Genomic DNA, 15822 nt, shown 5'->3' with positions numbered 1-15822 from the left:
CCGCCGGGACACCGCCCGACCGTCACCGAGAGCGGCGGAAGAGCGGCAGCACAGCCCAGCCCAGCCGCCACCCGGAAAGCGGCCCTCGCCCCCTGCGCCCCGCCCAACCCCCGGAGGGCCCGTCACTCTCGTGGCCCCCGTCAAAACGCCCCCCACCGTCCGCAGCCGCAACACTGCGGGCATGGGTATACGCATGCTTCACCGCCGGACGCCCGAGGCAGTCGCCGGGGCCTGGGCGGGTGTCGCCTCGGCGCAGGCCGCGCCCGCCGCGCCGGTCCCGGCCCTCGCGGCCGGCGCAAGCACCGCCCGCATCCCGGCCGACCTGGCCACGACCGTCCGCACCGTCACCAAGGGCCTCGGCCGCGGGCTCACCGCCCGCCCCGCCCGCGTCCCCGACTGGCGCCAGTGGTCCGACCTGGCCCGCGGCTACCTCGCCCTCGCGCTCGCCCTGCTCCCCAGAGCGCGCCCCCGGAACAAGCTCACGGTCTTCGTCGCACCCCTCACCGCGAGACCGAACGCCCCCGGCCCGCACCGACCACCCCACCGTCACCCCCGCGACCAGCGGCCGGACGCCAGACCCTGACCCCCACGGCGTACACCAGCAGCCCCGGCACCAGCCCCGCGCCCACCCCGAAACACAGGGTGGGCACCAGGTCCCACGGCCGCGCCCCCGTACCGCCACGCTCCCGCCAGTGGGCCGTCCGCTGCACCGCCCCCGCCAGCGCGCAGCCCCCGATCACCGCCAGCGCCCACCACCGGTCCCGTACGGACAGCACCGGCACTCCCACGGGCGCCCCACCGGGCAGCCGCCGTAGCGCCCGGACCAGGAACACCACGATCAGCACGGCGCCCGCCGCCGACGACCCGTACTGCAGCCAGGTGTACAGCGGCACGCCCGCCGGACGGGCCCGTCCGATGGCCGGGATCAGCCGCGTACCCCACCGGTCGTGATGGGTGAACGCGTCCCACACCACATGGGTCAGCGCGCCGAGCACCGCGGAGGCGTACCACCGGACCACCGACGCGCCCCGCACGCGCCCGCGGGGCGCCCGGCAGCCGAGCAGGACGGCCGGCCGCCCCTGCCACGCCCGCGGCAGCAGCGCCAGCAACGGCTCCCGGGCCAGTAGCCACAGCCCCGCGAGCGCCCAGGCGAGGAGCACATCGACCGTGACGACTGCGGCGAACGCGTGCGTGACCGAGCCGAACCCCATTCCACCCGGCAGGACATCGGCCGCGTAGTACGGCAGGTCGGGCGCGCAGGAGCCGGCCACGAGCACGGCGGGTACCAGCCGGCCCCGCCCGCCGCCGTCCCGGCGGACCGCGGGCAGCACCGCCGCCGCATGGCTGAGCGTGAACGGCAACAGAGCCTCCTGAGCGTACGCCGGCCCGTACGGGACCGCCGGTGACCGGATCCGGCCAGTATCCGCGACGCCGCTGGAAGGGTCCGTGTGACAACCGGGGTTGGCCGACCGGTGAACTTCGGGTACCAACGCGTGCCCGTCCACAACAAGTTGTCGTAGGGTCACCAGGGTCCCTTGCCGGGCGCACGGTGACACACGGCGCTCGGACGCGACGGCGGAACAGGGGCAACCAGAGCACCGGGTCAACCGTCACACCAGAGCGAGGCAGGCAGCGACGGAGACGGACGCGCGGGCGTCCACGGGAGGGGTTCACTCTATGGCGGCGCATATCGGCAGGCGACTGCGCAAGGGAGCGGCGAGCACCGCCGTGGCCGCGGCGGCGGTCGCGGCTCTGTCCGCGTCCCAGGCTCCGGGAGTGGCCGGCGAGGACAACAGACCCACGACGGCCGGAGCCACGGACTCGGTACCGGACGGCATCGGCGGCGCCACCGGCAACTCCCCGTACTACACGGACCTTCCACCGCTGAAGAGCCCCGCGCCCAGCCCCTCGGCCCCCGTCGGGACACCCGTCTCCCGGGGAGACGCGGAGGCCGGCATTCCGGCGACGGTCCTCGACGCCTACAAGAAGGCCGCGGCCGAACTGCGCACCTCCAAGCCCGGCTGCAACATGCCCTGGCAGTTGCTGGCCGCCATCGGCAACGTCGAGTCCGGGCAGGCCCGCGGCGGGCAGGTCGACGCCGACGGCACCACCCTGCACCGGATCCTGGGTCCGCAGCTCGACGGCAACGGCTTCGCCCTCATACCGGACACCGACGGCGGCGCGTACGACGGCAACAGCACGTACGACCAGGCCGTCGGGCCCATGCAGTTCATCCCGTCCACCTGGGCCTGGGCCGGCCGTGACGGCAACGGCGACGGCAAGAAGGACCCGAACAACATCTACGACGCCGCGCTCGCCGCGGGCCACTACCTGTGCCGCAACGACTGGGACCTGTCCCGCGAGGCCGACCTGCACAGCGCGATCCTCAGCTACAACAACTCGCAGGACTATCTCGACCTGGTCCTGAACTGGATGGAGTACTACCGCAAGGGCACCCACACCATCCCCGACGGCACCGGTGGCGTCCCGGAGCACCGCAGCGACGAGGGCACCCGGCGCGTCCCGTCCCCGTCCCCCCGCCCGACGCGGCCGCCGACGACCAAGCCGGCCCCCAAGCCCCACAAGCCCGGCAACGAGCACGGGGGCAACGGCGGCAAGGAGACGCCCGAGCCTTCGAAGCCGCCGGTCCCGCCCACGCCCCCGCCGACGACCCCGGGGACGCCCACCGACCTCGTGGACCACCTGACGGGCACGGGCACCGGGAAGCTCACCGCGATGACCGGCGACGCCTTCACCGAGCGGATCGGGGTGCGCGCCGAGACCAAGGTCGGCAAGTCCGTCGCCAAGGTCAGGATCAGGTTCACGCTCACCGGTGACACCGACGCCACCTTCGCGAACGGCGAGACCGTCGCGACGGTCGCCACCGACGCCAAGGGCGTCGCGCTCGCCCCGCCGCTCCAGGCCGGGGAGAAGACGGGCGACTTCAAGGTCACCGCCGCCGTGGTGGGCCGCCAGGTCAAGGGCGTCGACTACACGGCGACCGTCACCGAGCGCGTCGCCGACGCCCTGGCCCGCACCGGCACCGACCCGCTGATCTGCGCCGCGGGCGCGGAATTCGCCGAGCAGGTGCAGGTGAAGGCGACGTACCGGGGTGCCGCCGCGGGCAAGGTCGCGGTCACCGCCACCCTGGTCAAGTCCCTCATCGACGCCAGGGCGAACGACAAGGGCCCCTACTTCAAGGACGCCACCGGAAAGCCCGTACGCTCCCTCACCGGCCTCCGGACGGACGCGAACGGCCTGCTCACGCTGCCCAAGCTGTACGCCGACGACACCGCCGGCACCTTCCTGCTCCGCGTCACCACCGCGGGCGGCGCGACGCTCACCGTCCCGCTGACGGTGGAAGCAGCCGGTTCCCCGGCCGTTCCCACGCCGGACCCGTCCACCTCCTCGGACAGCCCCGCCCCCGACGCGTCCGCCTCCTCCTGACGCCGCGCGGCACACCACCAGGGCGCCCTCCCCGCTCGCCGGGGAGGGCGCCCTCGTTCGTGCCCGCGGCGCTGTTCTCATCTCGCCCGCGTGTTGCTACGGTGCCGGACCTGACGGGCCGTCAGCAGCCGCGGGCGGCCGGCCAGTCCAGTCAGGCCACGACCGTCCGCCGGGAGGCCCCGCATGCGCGCCCTGATCGCCGCCGCGACCGGTCTCGCCCTCGCGTTCGCCCTGGTCCTCGCGATCAGCGCGCTGGGCCGGCCGTCGGGCCGGACATCCCCCGAACCGCTGCTGACGACGGTGCCGGCACACCCCTAGCCGCGCCCGTCCGGGAGGGAGCCGCCATGCGCCGCACGGCAAGCCTGGTCCTGCTCGCCTGCGCCGTGTGCTGCGCCGCGCTGGCCCCGCTGCTGCGCTGGTACGCCTTCCCGCGTCTGGCCCGCGTCCCCGCCCACCAGTACCAGGCGATGGTCCTGGAGGCCCGCGACGCCACCCTCCTCGACTACGGCACCATGCGCGCGAAGAAGGTCCCCAAGGTCACCATCGTGCAGACCCTCAAGGGCGACGTGGAGGCCGCGCGGCGGATCGAGAGGACGGCGGGACGGCCGGTCGTCGTCTGGGACAGCCTGTCCTACGTCCAGGGCCCCGACGGCAAGATGGTCTCCAAGGTGCCCGAAAGGTACATCTTCGACGCCCACAGCCAGGACCCCGTGCACGCCACCGGCGAGACGGTCGACGGCGACCCGGTCCGGCGCGAGGGCATCGAGTTCAAATGGCCCTTCCTGACGAGGAAACGGGACTACCGGTACTTCGACGCCCAGACCCGCGCCGCCGGCCCCATCCACTACCGGGGCACCCGGTCCTTCCGCGGCCTGACGGTCTACTGCTTCGAGCAGACCGTCCCCTGGACCAAGGTCCGCATGCCGAAGACCATGCCCGTGCGGGGCATCACCCCCGAGACCGTCGCCGCGACCGGCACCACCCGCTGGTACTCCACGGTCCGCAGGTTCTGGGTCGAACCGGTCACCGGAGCGCCGGTCTACGGCGAGGAGATCCACCGGGAGGAACTGCGCGGCGGCACCCTGCTCGGCGGCCGCGCCAAGGTCACCGCGTTCGCCGGGCACGTGAAGATGCGCGAGGACTACATCACCCACACGGTCGCCATGGTCAAGCACAACCGCACCCTCGTCCTGGCCCTCACCTCGTACGCCCCCTGGGGCTCCCTCGGCCTCGGCGTCCTGCTCCTCGCCCTCTCCCTCTGGCTGGAGGCCCGCGCCCGGCGCCCCCGGGGCCCGGCGCCCGCCCGGCCCGGTAAGGCCGCGCCGGTCAGCGCCTGAGCCGCGCGTTGGTGTGCCGGGTGGGCTCGGCGGTCGCCGGGTCCTCGGGCCACGGATGCTTGGGGTACCGGCCGCGCAGCTCCGCCCGCACGGCCCGGTAGCCGTCCGCCCAGAAGGAGGCGAGGTCGGCCGTCACGGCGGCGGGCCGCCCGGCGGGGGAGAGCAGGTGCACCAGCAGCGGCACGCCCGCCACGGCCGGCGTCTCCCGCAGCCCGAACAGCTCCTGGAGCTTCACGGCGAGCACCGGCCGCTCCGGATCGCGGTAGTCGATCCGGACCCTGGACCCGCTCGGTACGGTGATCCGCTCGGGCGCCAGCTCTTCCAGCCGGGCCGCGTCCCCGCTCGCCCACGGCAGCAGCCGGGCCAGCGCCTGGCCCGCGTCGATCCGGGCGAGATCGGCCCGCCGCCGGGCCCGGCCCAGTTCCGGTTCCAGCCACTCGTCCACGCGCGCGTGGAGCGCATCGTCCGACACGTCCGGCCAGGGCTCCCCGAGGTGCGCCCGCAGGAACGCCAGCCGCTGCCGCAGCCCCAGCGCCTCCGGCGACCAGCGCAGCAGTCCGAGCCCCTCCTCCCGGAGGCCGTCGAGCAGGGCGGCGCGTACGAGGGCGGCGCCGGCGTCCTTCAGGGGGCGCACGGCCAGCTCGATCGCCCCCAGCCGCTCGACGTGCCGGGCCACGACGTCCCCGCCGGCCCAGCGCACCTCGTCCCGCGCACCGAGCAGGGCCCCGGCGGCGGCCCGCGCCACGTCCTCGTCGACGGCCGCGCCGAGCCGCACGCGCGCGTGCCCCTTGCCCGCGGGCCGGTCGGCGACGGCGACGACGATCCACGGCGCCCCCCGCAGCCCCGAGCCCTCGGCCAGTTCGACCCGGGTCCCGGACGCCATGAGGTACGACCCTCCGTCGAGCCTGGCCACCCGCTCGGGGAACGCGAGGGCGGCGACCAGTCCGGCGAGCCGGTCGTCGCCGGTGTCCGGACCGACCCGGACGGCCCCGTCCCGCGCGGGCTGGGCGGACCCGGCCGCGACGGCGCGCAGCCGCCGCACCTCCGCCGCCCACCGCGCGCCATAGGCGTCACCGCCGGCCCGGGCCCGCCGCAGCGCGCCCGCCAGGTCGTCGCCGTACTCCCGCGGCACCTCCTCGGAGAGCAGCGCCACCACCGGCGCCCCGTCCCCGCCCGTGTCCAGCAGCGCCCGCCCCAGCCGGGGGTGCACGCCCAGCCGGGCCAGCCGCGCGCCGGTCTCCGTGGCCCGCCCGGCACAGTCCACCGCGCCGACCGCCGTCAGCGCGGAGCGGGCCGCCGCCATCGCCCCGCCCGGCGGCGGATCGAGCAGCGCCAGCCCGGAGGCGTCAGGATCGCCCCAGCAGGCCGCCTGAAGGGCGAACGAGGTCAGGTCGGCCACCTTGATCTCCGGCGCCGGAAAAGCCGGCAGCCGGCCGTCCTCGGCCTCCGTCCAGCACCGGTACACCACCCCCGGCGCCTCACGCCCGGCCCGGCCCGCCCGCTGCCGCCCGGCCGCCCGCGAGGCCCGCACGGTGGTCAGCCCGCTCAGCCCGCGCGCGTGATCCACCCGCGGCTCCCGGGCCAGCCCAGAGTCGACCACCACCCGCACCCCGGGCACGGTCAGCGACGACTCGGCCACGGACGTCGCCAGCACCACCCGGCGCCGCTCCCCGGCCGACAGCACCGCGTCCTGTACCGCCGCCGGAGCCCGCCCGTGCACCTGGAGCACCTCCACCCCGCCGAGGTCCCCGAGCAGCCCCGCCACCCGCGCGATCTCGCCCACCCCGGGCAGGAAGCACAGCACGTCCCCGTCCCGCTCGGCCAGCGCCCGCCGCACCACCGACGCCACATGCGCCGGCAGCGCCGGATCCACCCGCATCCCGTGCGGCGGCCGCAGCGGACGGGCCGGCGGCGCCCACACCACCTCCACCGGATGCGCCACCCCCGCCGCCTCCACCACCGGCGCCCCGCCGAGCAGCCGCGACCACCCCTCGGCGTCCGTGGTCGCCGACGCGGCCACCAGCCGCAGCTCCGGCCGCAGCGCCTGCCGCACGTCCCACAGGAACGCGGCCACCGTGTCGGCGTCCAGATGCCGTTCGTGGCACTCGTCCAGGACCACCACGTCCACCCCGGCCAGCTCCTGGTCGCGCTGGAGCCGCTGGAGCAGGACACCGGTCGTCACGACCTCCACGCGCGTGTGCCGCCCCACCGCCCGCTCGCCGCGCACCGTGAAGCCGACGCTCTCGCCGGGCCGCTCGCCCAGTAGCCACGCCATGCGGCGGGCCGCCGCCCGCGCCGCGATCCGCCGCGGCTCGGCCACCACGACCCGCCGCGCGGGACCGTCGCCCACCAGCCCCGCGAGCACGAGCGGCACCAGAGTCGTCTTGCCGGTGCCGGGCGGCGCCACCAGGACTGCGGCCCCCTCGCCTTCCAGGGCGTCGGTCAGGGCGGGCAGGGCGGAGCGCACGGGCAGCGCGTCCAGAGCGTCGTAACGGATCACGCCCCCCAGTGTCGTACGACAGGAAAACGGCCCCCCACGCGCGCGTGCCGCCCACGACCGAAGACGAGCCCCTGGAGCTGTGCCGGACTGCGGTCTCCACGCGCGCACGGGGTCCTCATGAACACGGGCGGTGATCAGACGACTCCCGCGGGCCGTTTTCGGACGGCTTCAGTCCCGCTCGCACACGAAGATCGCCGTGCCCGGGATCAGGTTCCCGCGCATAGGCGACCAGCCACCCCACTCGGAGGTGTTCCACGCCGGCCACTCCGGCTCCACCAGGTCCACCAGCCGGAAGCCGGACGCCACGATGTCCCGCACCCGGTCGCCGAGCGTCCTGTGATGCTCCACGTACACCGCGCGGCCGTGCTCGTCCTGCTCCACGTAGGGCGTGCGGTCGAAGTAGGAGGCGGACACCGACAGGCCCTCGGGGCCCGGCTCGTCCGGGAACGCCCAGCGGATCGGATGCGTCACCGAGAACACGAACCGTCCGCCCGGCCGCAGCACCCGGTGCACTTCACGCAGCACCAGCCGCGGGTCGGCCACGAACGGCAGCGCCCCGTACGCGGAGCACGCCAGGTCGAAGGCGCCGTCCGCGAAGGGCAGCGCGCCGGCGTCGGCGCAGACCAGCGGGAAGGCCCCGCCGATCCGCAGCGCGTGCTGGAGCTGGCGGTGGGAGAGGTCCAGGGCCACCGGCCGCGCACCCTGGGCGGCCAGCCAGCGCGCGCACTGCGCCGCGCCCGCGCCGATCTCCAGGACGTCCTTGCCCTTCAGCTCCTCCGGCCGGCCGAGCAACCCGGCCTCCACCTCGTCCAGGCCCTCCGGGCCCCACACGAAGCGGTCGTCGCCGAGGAAGGTGCCGTGTTCGGTCTGGTACTCGTCCGCGTTCCGGTCCCACCAGCCCCGGTTGGCCCGTGTGCTTTCCGTGACGTCCGCGTCGCGCCGGGTGGCCTCCGGCTCGAACCCTTCGGACCGCTGGGGCGCGTGCCCTTCCGGCTCTTGGATGATCGGCTCCCTCGTCGTACTCTTCCGTCCAGCCCGCCGGAGGGGCCCGCATGGGAGGGTTCCCACGGCTCCGTGCGGCCTGTTGACGCATCTTCTCCGCCGGATATGCGGCGATCCGCCCCGGGTGTCCGCCGTCGCGCATTGACCCTGCCCGGCTGCCCCCGTATGCTACAAGTTGCGCTGCGGGCCTGCGCACCTCAGACGTAGCAGGCTGCGCTCGCATCTGTTGTATGTCCCCTCGGTTGTCGAGGCGCCATCGCCAGCAATGGTGGGGCGCTTCCTTGGCTGTCCGGCTTCTGCAGAGCGAAACGGGCTCCCGGCGTAAGCAGTACCTACGACTTCAATGTCCGTACCGGAGCCCTTTCCCACATGACGAGCAGCACCGAGACCACCGCCACCACCCCGCAGGTAGCGGTCAACGACATCGGTAACGAGGAAGCATTCCTCGCAGCGATCGACGAGACGATCAAGTACTTCAACGACGGCGACATCGTCGACGGCGTCATCGTGAAGGTCGACCGGGACGAGGTCCTGCTCGACATCGGTTACAAGACCGAAGGTGTCATCCCGAGCCGCGAGCTCTCGATCAAGCACGACGTCGACCCGAACGAGGTCGTGGCCGTCGGCGACGAGATCGAGGCCCTGGTCCTCCAGAAGGAGGACAAGGAAGGCCGCCTGATCCTCTCGAAGAAGCGCGCCCAGTACGAGCGTGCCTGGGGCACCATCGAGAAGATCAAGGAAGAGGACGGCATCGTCACCGGTACCGTCATCGAGGTCGTCAAGGGTGGTCTCATCCTCGACATCGGCCTCCGTGGCTTCCTGCCGGCCTCCCTGGTCGAGATGCGCCGTGTCCGCGACCTCCAGCCGTACGTCGGCAAGGAGCTCGAGGCCAAGATCATCGAGCTGGACAAGAACCGCAACAACGTGGTCCTGTCCCGCCGTGCCTGGCTGGAGCAGACCCAGTCCGAGGTCCGCCAGACGTTCCTCACGACCCTCCAGAAGGGTCAGGTCCGCTCCGGTGTGGTCTCCTCGATCGTCAACTTCGGTGCCTTCGTGGACCTGGGTGGCGTCGACGGTCTGGTCCACGTCTCCGAGCTGTCCTGGAAGCACATCGACCACCCCTCCGAGGTCGTCGAGGTCGGCCAGGAGGTCACCGTCGAGGTCCTCGACGTCGACATGGACCGCGAGCGCGTCTCCCTGTCGCTGAAGGCGACCCAGGAAGACCCGTGGCAGCAGTTCGCCCGCACCCACCAGATCGGCCAGGTCGTGCCCGGCAAGGTCACGAAGCTGGTGCCGTTCGGTGCGTTCGTCCGCGTGGACGAGGGCATCGAGGGTCTGGTCCACATCTCCGAGCTGGCCGAGCGCCACGTGGAGATCCCGGAGCAGGTCGTCCAGGTCAACGACGAGATCTTCGTCAAGGTCATCGACATCGACCTCGAGCGCCGTCGCATCAGCCTCTCGCTGAAGCAGGCCAACGAGTCCTTCGGTGCCGACCCGACGGCGGTCGAGTTCGACCCGACCCTGTACGGCATGGCCGCGTCCTACGACGACCAGGGCAACTACATCTACCCCGAGGGCTTCGACCCGGAGACCAACGACTGGCTGCCGGGCTACGAGAAGCAGCGCGAGGAGTGGGAGCGCCAGTACGCCGAGGCGCAGTCCCGCTTCGAGCAGCACCAGCAGCAGGTCATCAAGTCCCGCGAGGCGGACGCCCAGGCCGCTGCCGAGGGTGGCGACGCCGCCGGTGCGGCTCCGGCCGCGGGTGGCGGTTCGTACTCCTCCGAGGGTGCGGACACCTCCGGTGCCCTGGCCTCGGACGAGGCGCTGGCCGCACTGCGCGAGAAGCTGGCCGGCGGCCAGAGCTGATCGCTGCCGCTGAGGCTTAGCCGATAGTCGCTGAGGGGCCGTACCTTTCGAGGTGCGGCCCCTCAGGGTTTTCTCCGGGCGGGTGCGGTCCCCGTCCGGGTGCAGGTCCGTCGTGGCTCGTCGCGCGGTTCCCCGCGCCCCTCAGGGTGTCACCTGGACGTTGGTCAGTCCGTTACCGCCTGTCACCGTATTGCTGCCGTGGACCGTGGCCGGGCAGGTGGCGCTGTAGTTGGTGACGTTGATCGCCAGACGGGTCGCGCCCGTCGCGCCCGTCAGGGTCGACTTGTTGCCCTTGAAGACCGTGCCGCAGCCCCAGCCGGGCTGCTGGGTGTGGGTCTGGTAGCCGTCATTGGTGGTGGCGGTGCCGGTGTTGTCCTGGACGAGGACGTCGTTGCCCTTCACGTCGACCCACGAGTCGTCGTAGTTGGCGCCGGTCAGGCCGCTGCCGTCGAAGGTGTTGCCGATGATCTGCGCGCCGGTCGTGCCCTCCTTGATGTCGACGTTCTCGCCGCCCACGTCCGGGCCGATCGTGTTGTTCAGGATGCGCACGCGGTCGCTCCGGTCGGACAGCGTGTTCGCGGTGCCGACGTACACGCCCTCGCCCATGCCCCGGCCGTCGTTCCCGGTGTCGTAGATCCTCGAGTTCTCGATCACGCCGTCCGCGCTGGAGTTGCGGAAGTGCACGCCCTCCATGTCCAGGCCGTGCACCGTGACACCGTCCAGGACGACGCCCCTGGCCGCGTCGATCATGATGCCCTTCTGGCCGCCGGTCACGGTCAGGCCGTCGACCGTCCAGTAGGAGGCGCCGTTCAGGTGCAGTCCGTAGCCGCCGGCGGCGGTGAGCACGGCGTCCGGGGAGCCGGTCAGGGTGATCCGGGCGGTGGCCGTGGCCGGGGTGGTCGCCTTGAAGTTGCCGGCGTAGGTGCCGTCCGCCAGACGGATCGTGTCGCCGGGCCGGGCGGCGGCGAGCGCGGTCTTCAGCTGCGCGGCGGTCGCGACCTCGATGGTCCCGGCTGCCGAGGCCGGTCCCGTGGCCGACGCCGGTCCGGTGGCCGAGGCCGGTCCCATGGCCGACAGGGCCAGGCCGCCGGCGGCGAGGGCGGTGGCGAGCAGGGAGGTGAGCGGCGTGCGTATGCGCATCGGAAGTGCCTTCCCGTATTTCTCCTACGTGAACGGCGGTCGTCACCGTGAACTCGTCGCCCGTGAAGGTACGGACCAGGTGACGGGTCGTCAAGGCGTCGGCCCCGCAGGAGATCCCCGACGAGCGGCATGTGGCGGGAATTCCGCTGTTCCGGGGCGCGTTGTCCATGACGAACACGAGGAGGAGCGGTCACAGTGCTTGATCCGCAGGGTTTGTACGCATGGGAGCCGAAGGGCCTCGCCGTGGTGGACATGGCGCTCGCCCAGGAGTCGGCCGGCCTTGTCATGCTCTACCACTTCGACGGATACATCGACGCGGGTGAGACCGGCGACCAGATCGTCGACCGGCTGCTCGACTCACTGCCCCACCAGGTCGTGGCCCGGTTCGACCACGACCGGCTCGTGGACTACCGGGCCCGCCGGCCCCTGCTGACCTTCCAGCGGGACCGCTGGACCGGCTACGAGACCCCGGCCATCGAGGTCCGCCTCGTCCAGGACACCACCGGTGCCCCCTTCCTGCTGCTGTCCGGCCCCGAACCGGACGTGGAGTGGGAGCGGTTCGCGGCGGCGGTGCGGCAGATCGTGGAACGGCTCGGCGTGCGCCTGTCCGTGAACTTCCACGGCATCCCCATGGGCGTCCCGCACACCCGCCCGGTGGGCCTGACCCCGCACGGCAACCGCACCGACCTCGTCCCCGGCCACCGCAGCCCCTTCGACGAGGCACAGGTGCCCGGCAGCGCCGAGTCGCTGGTCGAGTACCGCCTCATGGAGGCCGGCCACGACGTCCTGGGCGTCGCCGCGCACGTCCCGCACTACATCGCCCGCTCCCCGTACCCGGACGCCGCGCTGACCGTCCTGGAGGCCGTCACGGCCGCCACCGGCCTGGTGCTGCCCGGCGTGGCCCACGCGCTGCGCACGGACGCCCACCGCACGCAGACCGAGATCGACCGGCAGATCCGGGAGGGCGACGAGGAACTGACCGCACTCGTCCAGGGACTTGAGCACCAGTACGACGCGGCGGCGGGCGCCGAGACCCGCGGCAACATGCTGGCCGAACCTGTGGAGATCCCGTCGGCCGACGAGATCGGGCGGGAGTTCGAGAAGTTCCTGGCGGAGCGGGAGGGCGACAACTGAGCGGGGGAGCGGGCGCTGGCGGGCACCTGCCGTAACGGCCTCCTGGCTGAGCGTCTAGGCTTCCGCTCATGCTGACAGTGGGCCTGACCGGCGGGATCGGTGCCGGCAAGAGCGAGGTGTCCCGGCTGCTCGTGGAGCACGGGGCCGTCCTGATCGACGCGGACCGCATCGCCCGCGAGGTCGTGGCGCCCGGCACCCCCGGCCTCGCCGCCGTGGTCGACGCCTTCGGCCCGGACGTCCTCGCCGCCGACGGCGGTCTGGACCGGCCCCGGCTCGGCTCCATCGTGTTCGCCGACCCGGAGAAGCTCGCCGTCCTCAACTCGATCGTGCACCCCCTGGTCCGGGACCGCTCCCGCGAGCTGGAGAGCGCGGTGCCCGAGGACGCCGTGGTGGTCCACGACGTTCCCCTGCTCACCGAGAACGGTCTCGCACCCCTCTACGACGTCGTGATCGTCGTGGACGCGAGCCCCCGGACCCAGCTCGACCGGCTGGTACGGCTGCGCGGGATGACCGAGGAGGACGCACGCGCGCGTATGGCCGCGCAGGCGACGCGCGAGCAGCGCCGGGAGATCGCGGACATCGTCATCGACAACGACGTCTCCCTGGACGCCTTGCGCGAGCGGGTCGCCGAGGTGTGGGACGACCTCGCCCGCCGGGCGCGGCAGGGGAGCGCCGGCGCGGAATAGCCGACCGCTTCGGGGCGTTGAACCGCTGGAGCAAGGGAAGGACTCAGCCGTGCCCGAGACCAGCGGTTCCACCGGACGCACTCCGGAAACGCATGTCATCGACTTCCGTGCCGCCGAGCAACTGCTCAACGCGCGGGACCCGCGGGGCGCGGTGAAGCTGCTCGACGGAGTCATCGCCGCGCACCCCGAGAACACGGCGGCCCGGCTGCTGCGCGCGCGTGCCTTCTTCGCCGCGGCGCAACTTCGGCCCGCGGAGCTGGAGTTCACCATCGTGCTGGAACGCGAGCCGGACAACGCGTTCGCGCACTTCGCCCTGGCCCGCACCTACGAACGCCAGGGCCGTCCCGACCAGGCCAAGCGGCACTTCCGGCTGGCCGCCGCGCTGGACCCCAACCCGCGGTACCTGGAAGCGGCGCGCTTCGACGCGTGAGCCCGGGCGGCGCCGTCAGCACCGTCCGCCCGGTCCGGACAGGGGAGAGCCCGGCCCGCTCGTTCACGGACGCCGGGGCGGGTACGGCGGTCCGTCCTCCGGCGGCTGGTACGGGGGTACGTCACGGCCCGGCTGGTAGTGCGGGCCCTGCCGGAGGTGCCGCAGGACCACGGCCAGGTCGACGGTGGTCACCAGCCACAGCGCCGCGCACGCCGCCGCCCAGCCAGGCCGCCCGGCCAGCGCGAAGGCCACCGTGCCGAGGGCCGTCCAGCCCGCCCCCCACACGCTCAGCCAGAACCGCGCCCGCAGGGCACTGCGGGCGGTCGCCGGTTCACTGCCCGTACGCATCGCACCCACCACTCCTCCTTGCAACGTACTCTTCGCCGCCGGCCCGCACCACCACTCGGCCTGGCCCAGCTCGGCCCGGCCCGGCATGCGCGGGGCAAAGGGCGCCGGTGGGTAGGGCTCGGATGGTTCCCGTTCCGGCCTGAATAACTCGAAGGAGCGAATCGGGGGAAAGGGGGAACGGGCGTACGGGCGTGGGCCGTTGTCCGGGCATGAGGATCGAGATGCGTGAGGGATACGAGGGCACGGGCCCGGGGGCGATCACCCCGGACGGCTGCGCGGTCGAGCTGTACGCACGGCTGCCGGTGGGGGACGAGCCGGACATCATCGCCGCCGCGGTGCCGGCCGGGGCGCACATCCTGGAGCTGGGGAGCGGGGTCGGCCGGGTGACCCATGCGCTGCTGGAGCGAGGCTTCACGGTCACGGCGGTGGACGAGTCCGCCGACATGCTGGCCAGGGTCCGCGGGGCGCGCACGATATGCGGTCCCATCGAGACCCTGGACCTGGGCGAGACGTTCGACGTGGTGATGCTCGCGTCGTTCCTGGTGCACGCCGGTGACGAGGACGTGCGCAGAGGTTTGCTGCGTACCTGTGCCCGGCACGTGGCGGAGGACGGCTGCGTGCTCATTCAGCGGGAGGGCGCGGACTACCACACCAACGTGCCCAGGGAGCGGGTCGACCCGAGCGGGTTCACCGTCCGGATCAGCTCGGTGGAGCCGGCCGGGGAGGGCGTGCACTCGGTCCACGCGGAGTATGTGTTCCCGGACGCGGTCTGGACCCAGACCTTCCTGTCCAGGCCCCTGACGAAGGACCAGTTCGAGTCGGCGCTGGCGGAGGCGGGACTGCGGGTCGACAGGTATCTGACCCCGGACGGGATATGGGTGAGGGCGGTGCCGGTGGGGTGATCGGGGCGGTAGTCGCGCCGGTTGGGGTGGATGAGCGGGCTTGGGCGGCCACCCGGGCCTGGCCGGTCACGTCGGCCGGGGTGGTCGCGCCGGGATGATCACGCTGGTCGGGCCGACGACAGGGGAGGCGTCAGGCGGCCGAGGCCGTTGGTTCACCGGCGGTGAGGGATGCCGTCGGGCGCGTCGGCTCACCGGCCCTGGGCGGCATCGCCCGGACCGTCAGCTCACCGGTCCCGGGTGACCGCCGATGCTCGTAGGGGTCGCTGCCAGTGCCGGGGGCGCCGCCGGTGCCGTGCCGGTGCCGGAGCCGTCGCCTCAGCCACGGCCCTCCGGTCAGCCGTGGCCCGCCGATTCCCCACGGTCGCCCGGTCCGCGGGTGCCCCTGCGGGCGCCTGCGCCCGAGCCGCCCGTGGTCGCGCCCCTCGTGCCGCCCGGTCCGCCTCGGCCGGTGGGCGGGCCGGGGTCGGCGAAGCCGGCGGGGCTGCCGAGGGTCAGGGCGCGTAGGCGTTCGAGTTCGCGGCGGTCGCGCTTGGTGGGGCGGCCGGTGCCCCGGTCGCGGAGGCCGACGGGAGCTACGGCCTCGCGGGGCGGTGGCGGAGGGGAGTTGTCGATGTAGCACTGCGCGGCCACCGGCGCCCCGACCCGCTTGCGGATCAGGCGCTTGACGATCACGACCCGTTCCCGGCCCTCGTGCCGCAGCCGTACCTCGTCACCGACGCGCACGGAGTAGGCGGGCTTCACCCGCTCGCCGTTCACCCGCACATGCCCGCCCCGGCAGGCGGTGGCGCCGAGGGAACGTGTCTTGATCAGACGGACGGCCCAGATCCAGCTGTCGATACGGACGGTCTCGCCGCCCGCGGGCCCGGCGGCCTCGGCCGCGGCCACCGCGGCGGCGATCTTGGGGTCGAGCGGCTGTGCGGAGGGGGCGGACCCCGCCTCGCCCGACGCACCCGGCGCGCCCGCCCCCTCGCCGGTCCCACGGTCCACGTTCTCGTCCGCATCCTCGGAAGCCATGCCCTGACCTTAACGC

The 15822-nt window shown here is 73.5% G+C and carries 15 protein-coding genes; 9 read left to right on the top strand and 6 right to left on the bottom strand.

The window, feature by feature from the left end; all coding sequences use genetic code 11:
* Positions 1 to 181 precede the first annotated feature (181 nt).
* Positions 182 to 583 carry a hypothetical protein gene (locus tag Srubr_RS07585; protein WP_189996664.1) on the top strand — a complete coding sequence of 134 codons (402 nt, stop codon included), beginning with the start codon at positions 182 to 184 and terminating at the stop codon, positions 581 to 583.
* Here the strand turns inward: Srubr_RS07585 and Srubr_RS07580 are convergent.
* Positions 501 to 1361: a DUF4184 family protein gene (locus tag Srubr_RS07580; protein ID WP_189996665.1), complete on the bottom strand. Its 861-nt coding sequence runs from the start codon at positions 1359 to 1361 to the stop codon at positions 501 to 503. The two genes, Srubr_RS07585 and Srubr_RS07580, sit on opposite strands and share 83 nt — an antisense overlap.
* Positions 1362 to 1677: 316 nt before the next feature.
* On the opposite strand from Srubr_RS07580, the gene Srubr_RS07575 reads away from it, so the two are divergent.
* The 3 genes from Srubr_RS07575 (at position 1678) to Srubr_RS07565 (ending at position 4784) form a co-directional block, all read left to right on the top strand.
* On the top strand, positions 1678 to 3447 hold the full coding sequence (locus Srubr_RS07575) for a lytic transglycosylase domain-containing protein (protein ID WP_189996666.1): 1770 nt from the start codon (positions 1678 to 1680) through the stop codon (positions 3445 to 3447).
* A 183-nt stretch (positions 3448 to 3630) separates the two neighbouring features.
* Positions 3631 to 3765, top strand: a complete 135-nt coding sequence (locus Srubr_RS07570) for an SPW_0924 family protein (protein ID WP_189752364.1) — start codon at positions 3631 to 3633, stop codon at positions 3763 to 3765.
* Between the two features lie 26 nt (positions 3766 to 3791).
* Positions 3792 to 4784 (top strand): PorA family protein, encoded by a 993-nt coding sequence (locus Srubr_RS07565; protein WP_189996667.1) that lies wholly within the window; start codon positions 3792 to 3794, stop codon positions 4782 to 4784.
* Here the strand turns inward: Srubr_RS07565 and hrpB are convergent.
* Complete coding sequence (gene hrpB / locus Srubr_RS07560) at positions 4774 to 7284, bottom strand: ATP-dependent helicase HrpB (RefSeq protein WP_189996668.1); 2511 nt, start codon at positions 7282 to 7284, stop codon at positions 4774 to 4776. The two genes, Srubr_RS07565 and hrpB, sit on opposite strands and share 11 nt — an antisense overlap.
* A gap of 168 nt (positions 7285 to 7452) precedes the next feature.
* Positions 7453 to 8289 carry a class I SAM-dependent methyltransferase gene (locus Srubr_RS07555; protein WP_189996734.1) on the bottom strand — a complete coding sequence of 279 codons (837 nt, stop codon included), beginning with the start codon at positions 8287 to 8289 and terminating at the stop codon, positions 7453 to 7455.
* Positions 8290 to 8655: 366 nt separating this feature from the next.
* Here Srubr_RS07555 and rpsA point away from each other — a divergent pair, with 366 nt between their 5' ends.
* Positions 8656 to 10152, top strand: a complete 1497-nt coding sequence (gene rpsA / locus Srubr_RS07550) for a 30S ribosomal protein S1 (protein ID WP_030792463.1) — start codon at positions 8656 to 8658, stop codon at positions 10150 to 10152.
* A gap of 141 nt (positions 10153 to 10293) precedes the next feature.
* Here the strand turns inward: rpsA and Srubr_RS07545 are convergent, their stop codons facing one another.
* On the bottom strand, positions 10294 to 11292 hold the full coding sequence (locus Srubr_RS07545; protein WP_189996669.1) for a right-handed parallel beta-helix repeat-containing protein: 999 nt from the start codon (positions 11290 to 11292) through the stop codon (positions 10294 to 10296).
* Positions 11293 to 11487: 195 nt separating this feature from the next.
* Between Srubr_RS07545 and Srubr_RS07540 the strand changes: the two genes are divergently transcribed.
* From Srubr_RS07540 to Srubr_RS07530, 3 genes are all read left to right on the top strand, one after another.
* Positions 11488 to 12426 (top strand): PAC2 family protein, encoded by a 939-nt coding sequence (locus Srubr_RS07540; RefSeq protein WP_189996670.1) that lies wholly within the window; start codon positions 11488 to 11490, stop codon positions 12424 to 12426.
* Between the two features lie 68 nt (positions 12427 to 12494).
* A complete protein-coding gene (coaE, locus tag Srubr_RS07535) occupies positions 12495 to 13112 on the top strand; it encodes a dephospho-CoA kinase (protein WP_189996671.1) in 618 nt (205 codons plus the stop codon).
* A 49-nt stretch (positions 13113 to 13161) separates the two neighbouring features.
* Positions 13162 to 13542: a tetratricopeptide repeat protein gene (locus tag Srubr_RS07530; RefSeq protein WP_181795697.1), complete on the top strand. Its 381-nt coding sequence runs from the start codon at positions 13162 to 13164 to the stop codon at positions 13540 to 13542.
* 63 nt (positions 13543 to 13605) lie between these two features.
* On the opposite strand, the gene Srubr_RS07525 is transcribed toward Srubr_RS07530, so the two are convergent.
* Positions 13606 to 13890: a DUF6343 family protein gene (locus tag Srubr_RS07525; protein WP_189996672.1), complete on the bottom strand. Its 285-nt coding sequence runs from the start codon at positions 13888 to 13890 to the stop codon at positions 13606 to 13608.
* A 209-nt stretch (positions 13891 to 14099) separates the two neighbouring features.
* Here Srubr_RS07525 and Srubr_RS07520 point away from each other — a divergent pair, with 209 nt between their 5' ends.
* A complete protein-coding gene (locus Srubr_RS07520) occupies positions 14100 to 14792 on the top strand; it encodes a class I SAM-dependent methyltransferase (protein WP_229926742.1) in 693 nt (230 codons plus the stop codon).
* Positions 14793 to 15125: 333 nt separating this feature from the next.
* Here Srubr_RS07520 and Srubr_RS07515 read toward each other — a convergent pair whose 3' ends face one another.
* Positions 15126 to 15806, bottom strand: a complete 681-nt coding sequence (locus tag Srubr_RS07515) for an RNA-binding S4 domain-containing protein (RefSeq protein ID WP_189996674.1) — start codon at positions 15804 to 15806, stop codon at positions 15126 to 15128.
* Between the last annotated feature and the right edge of the window lie 16 nt (positions 15807 to 15822).

It is taken from the genome of Streptomyces rubradiris (assembly GCF_016860525.1).
In the GTDB taxonomy this organism is placed as follows: Bacteria; Actinomycetota; Actinomycetes; order Streptomycetales; family Streptomycetaceae; genus Streptomyces; species Streptomyces rubradiris.
The sequence above is the reverse complement of the archived record's forward strand: the minus strand, read 5'-3'. Positions and strand labels throughout refer to the sequence as shown.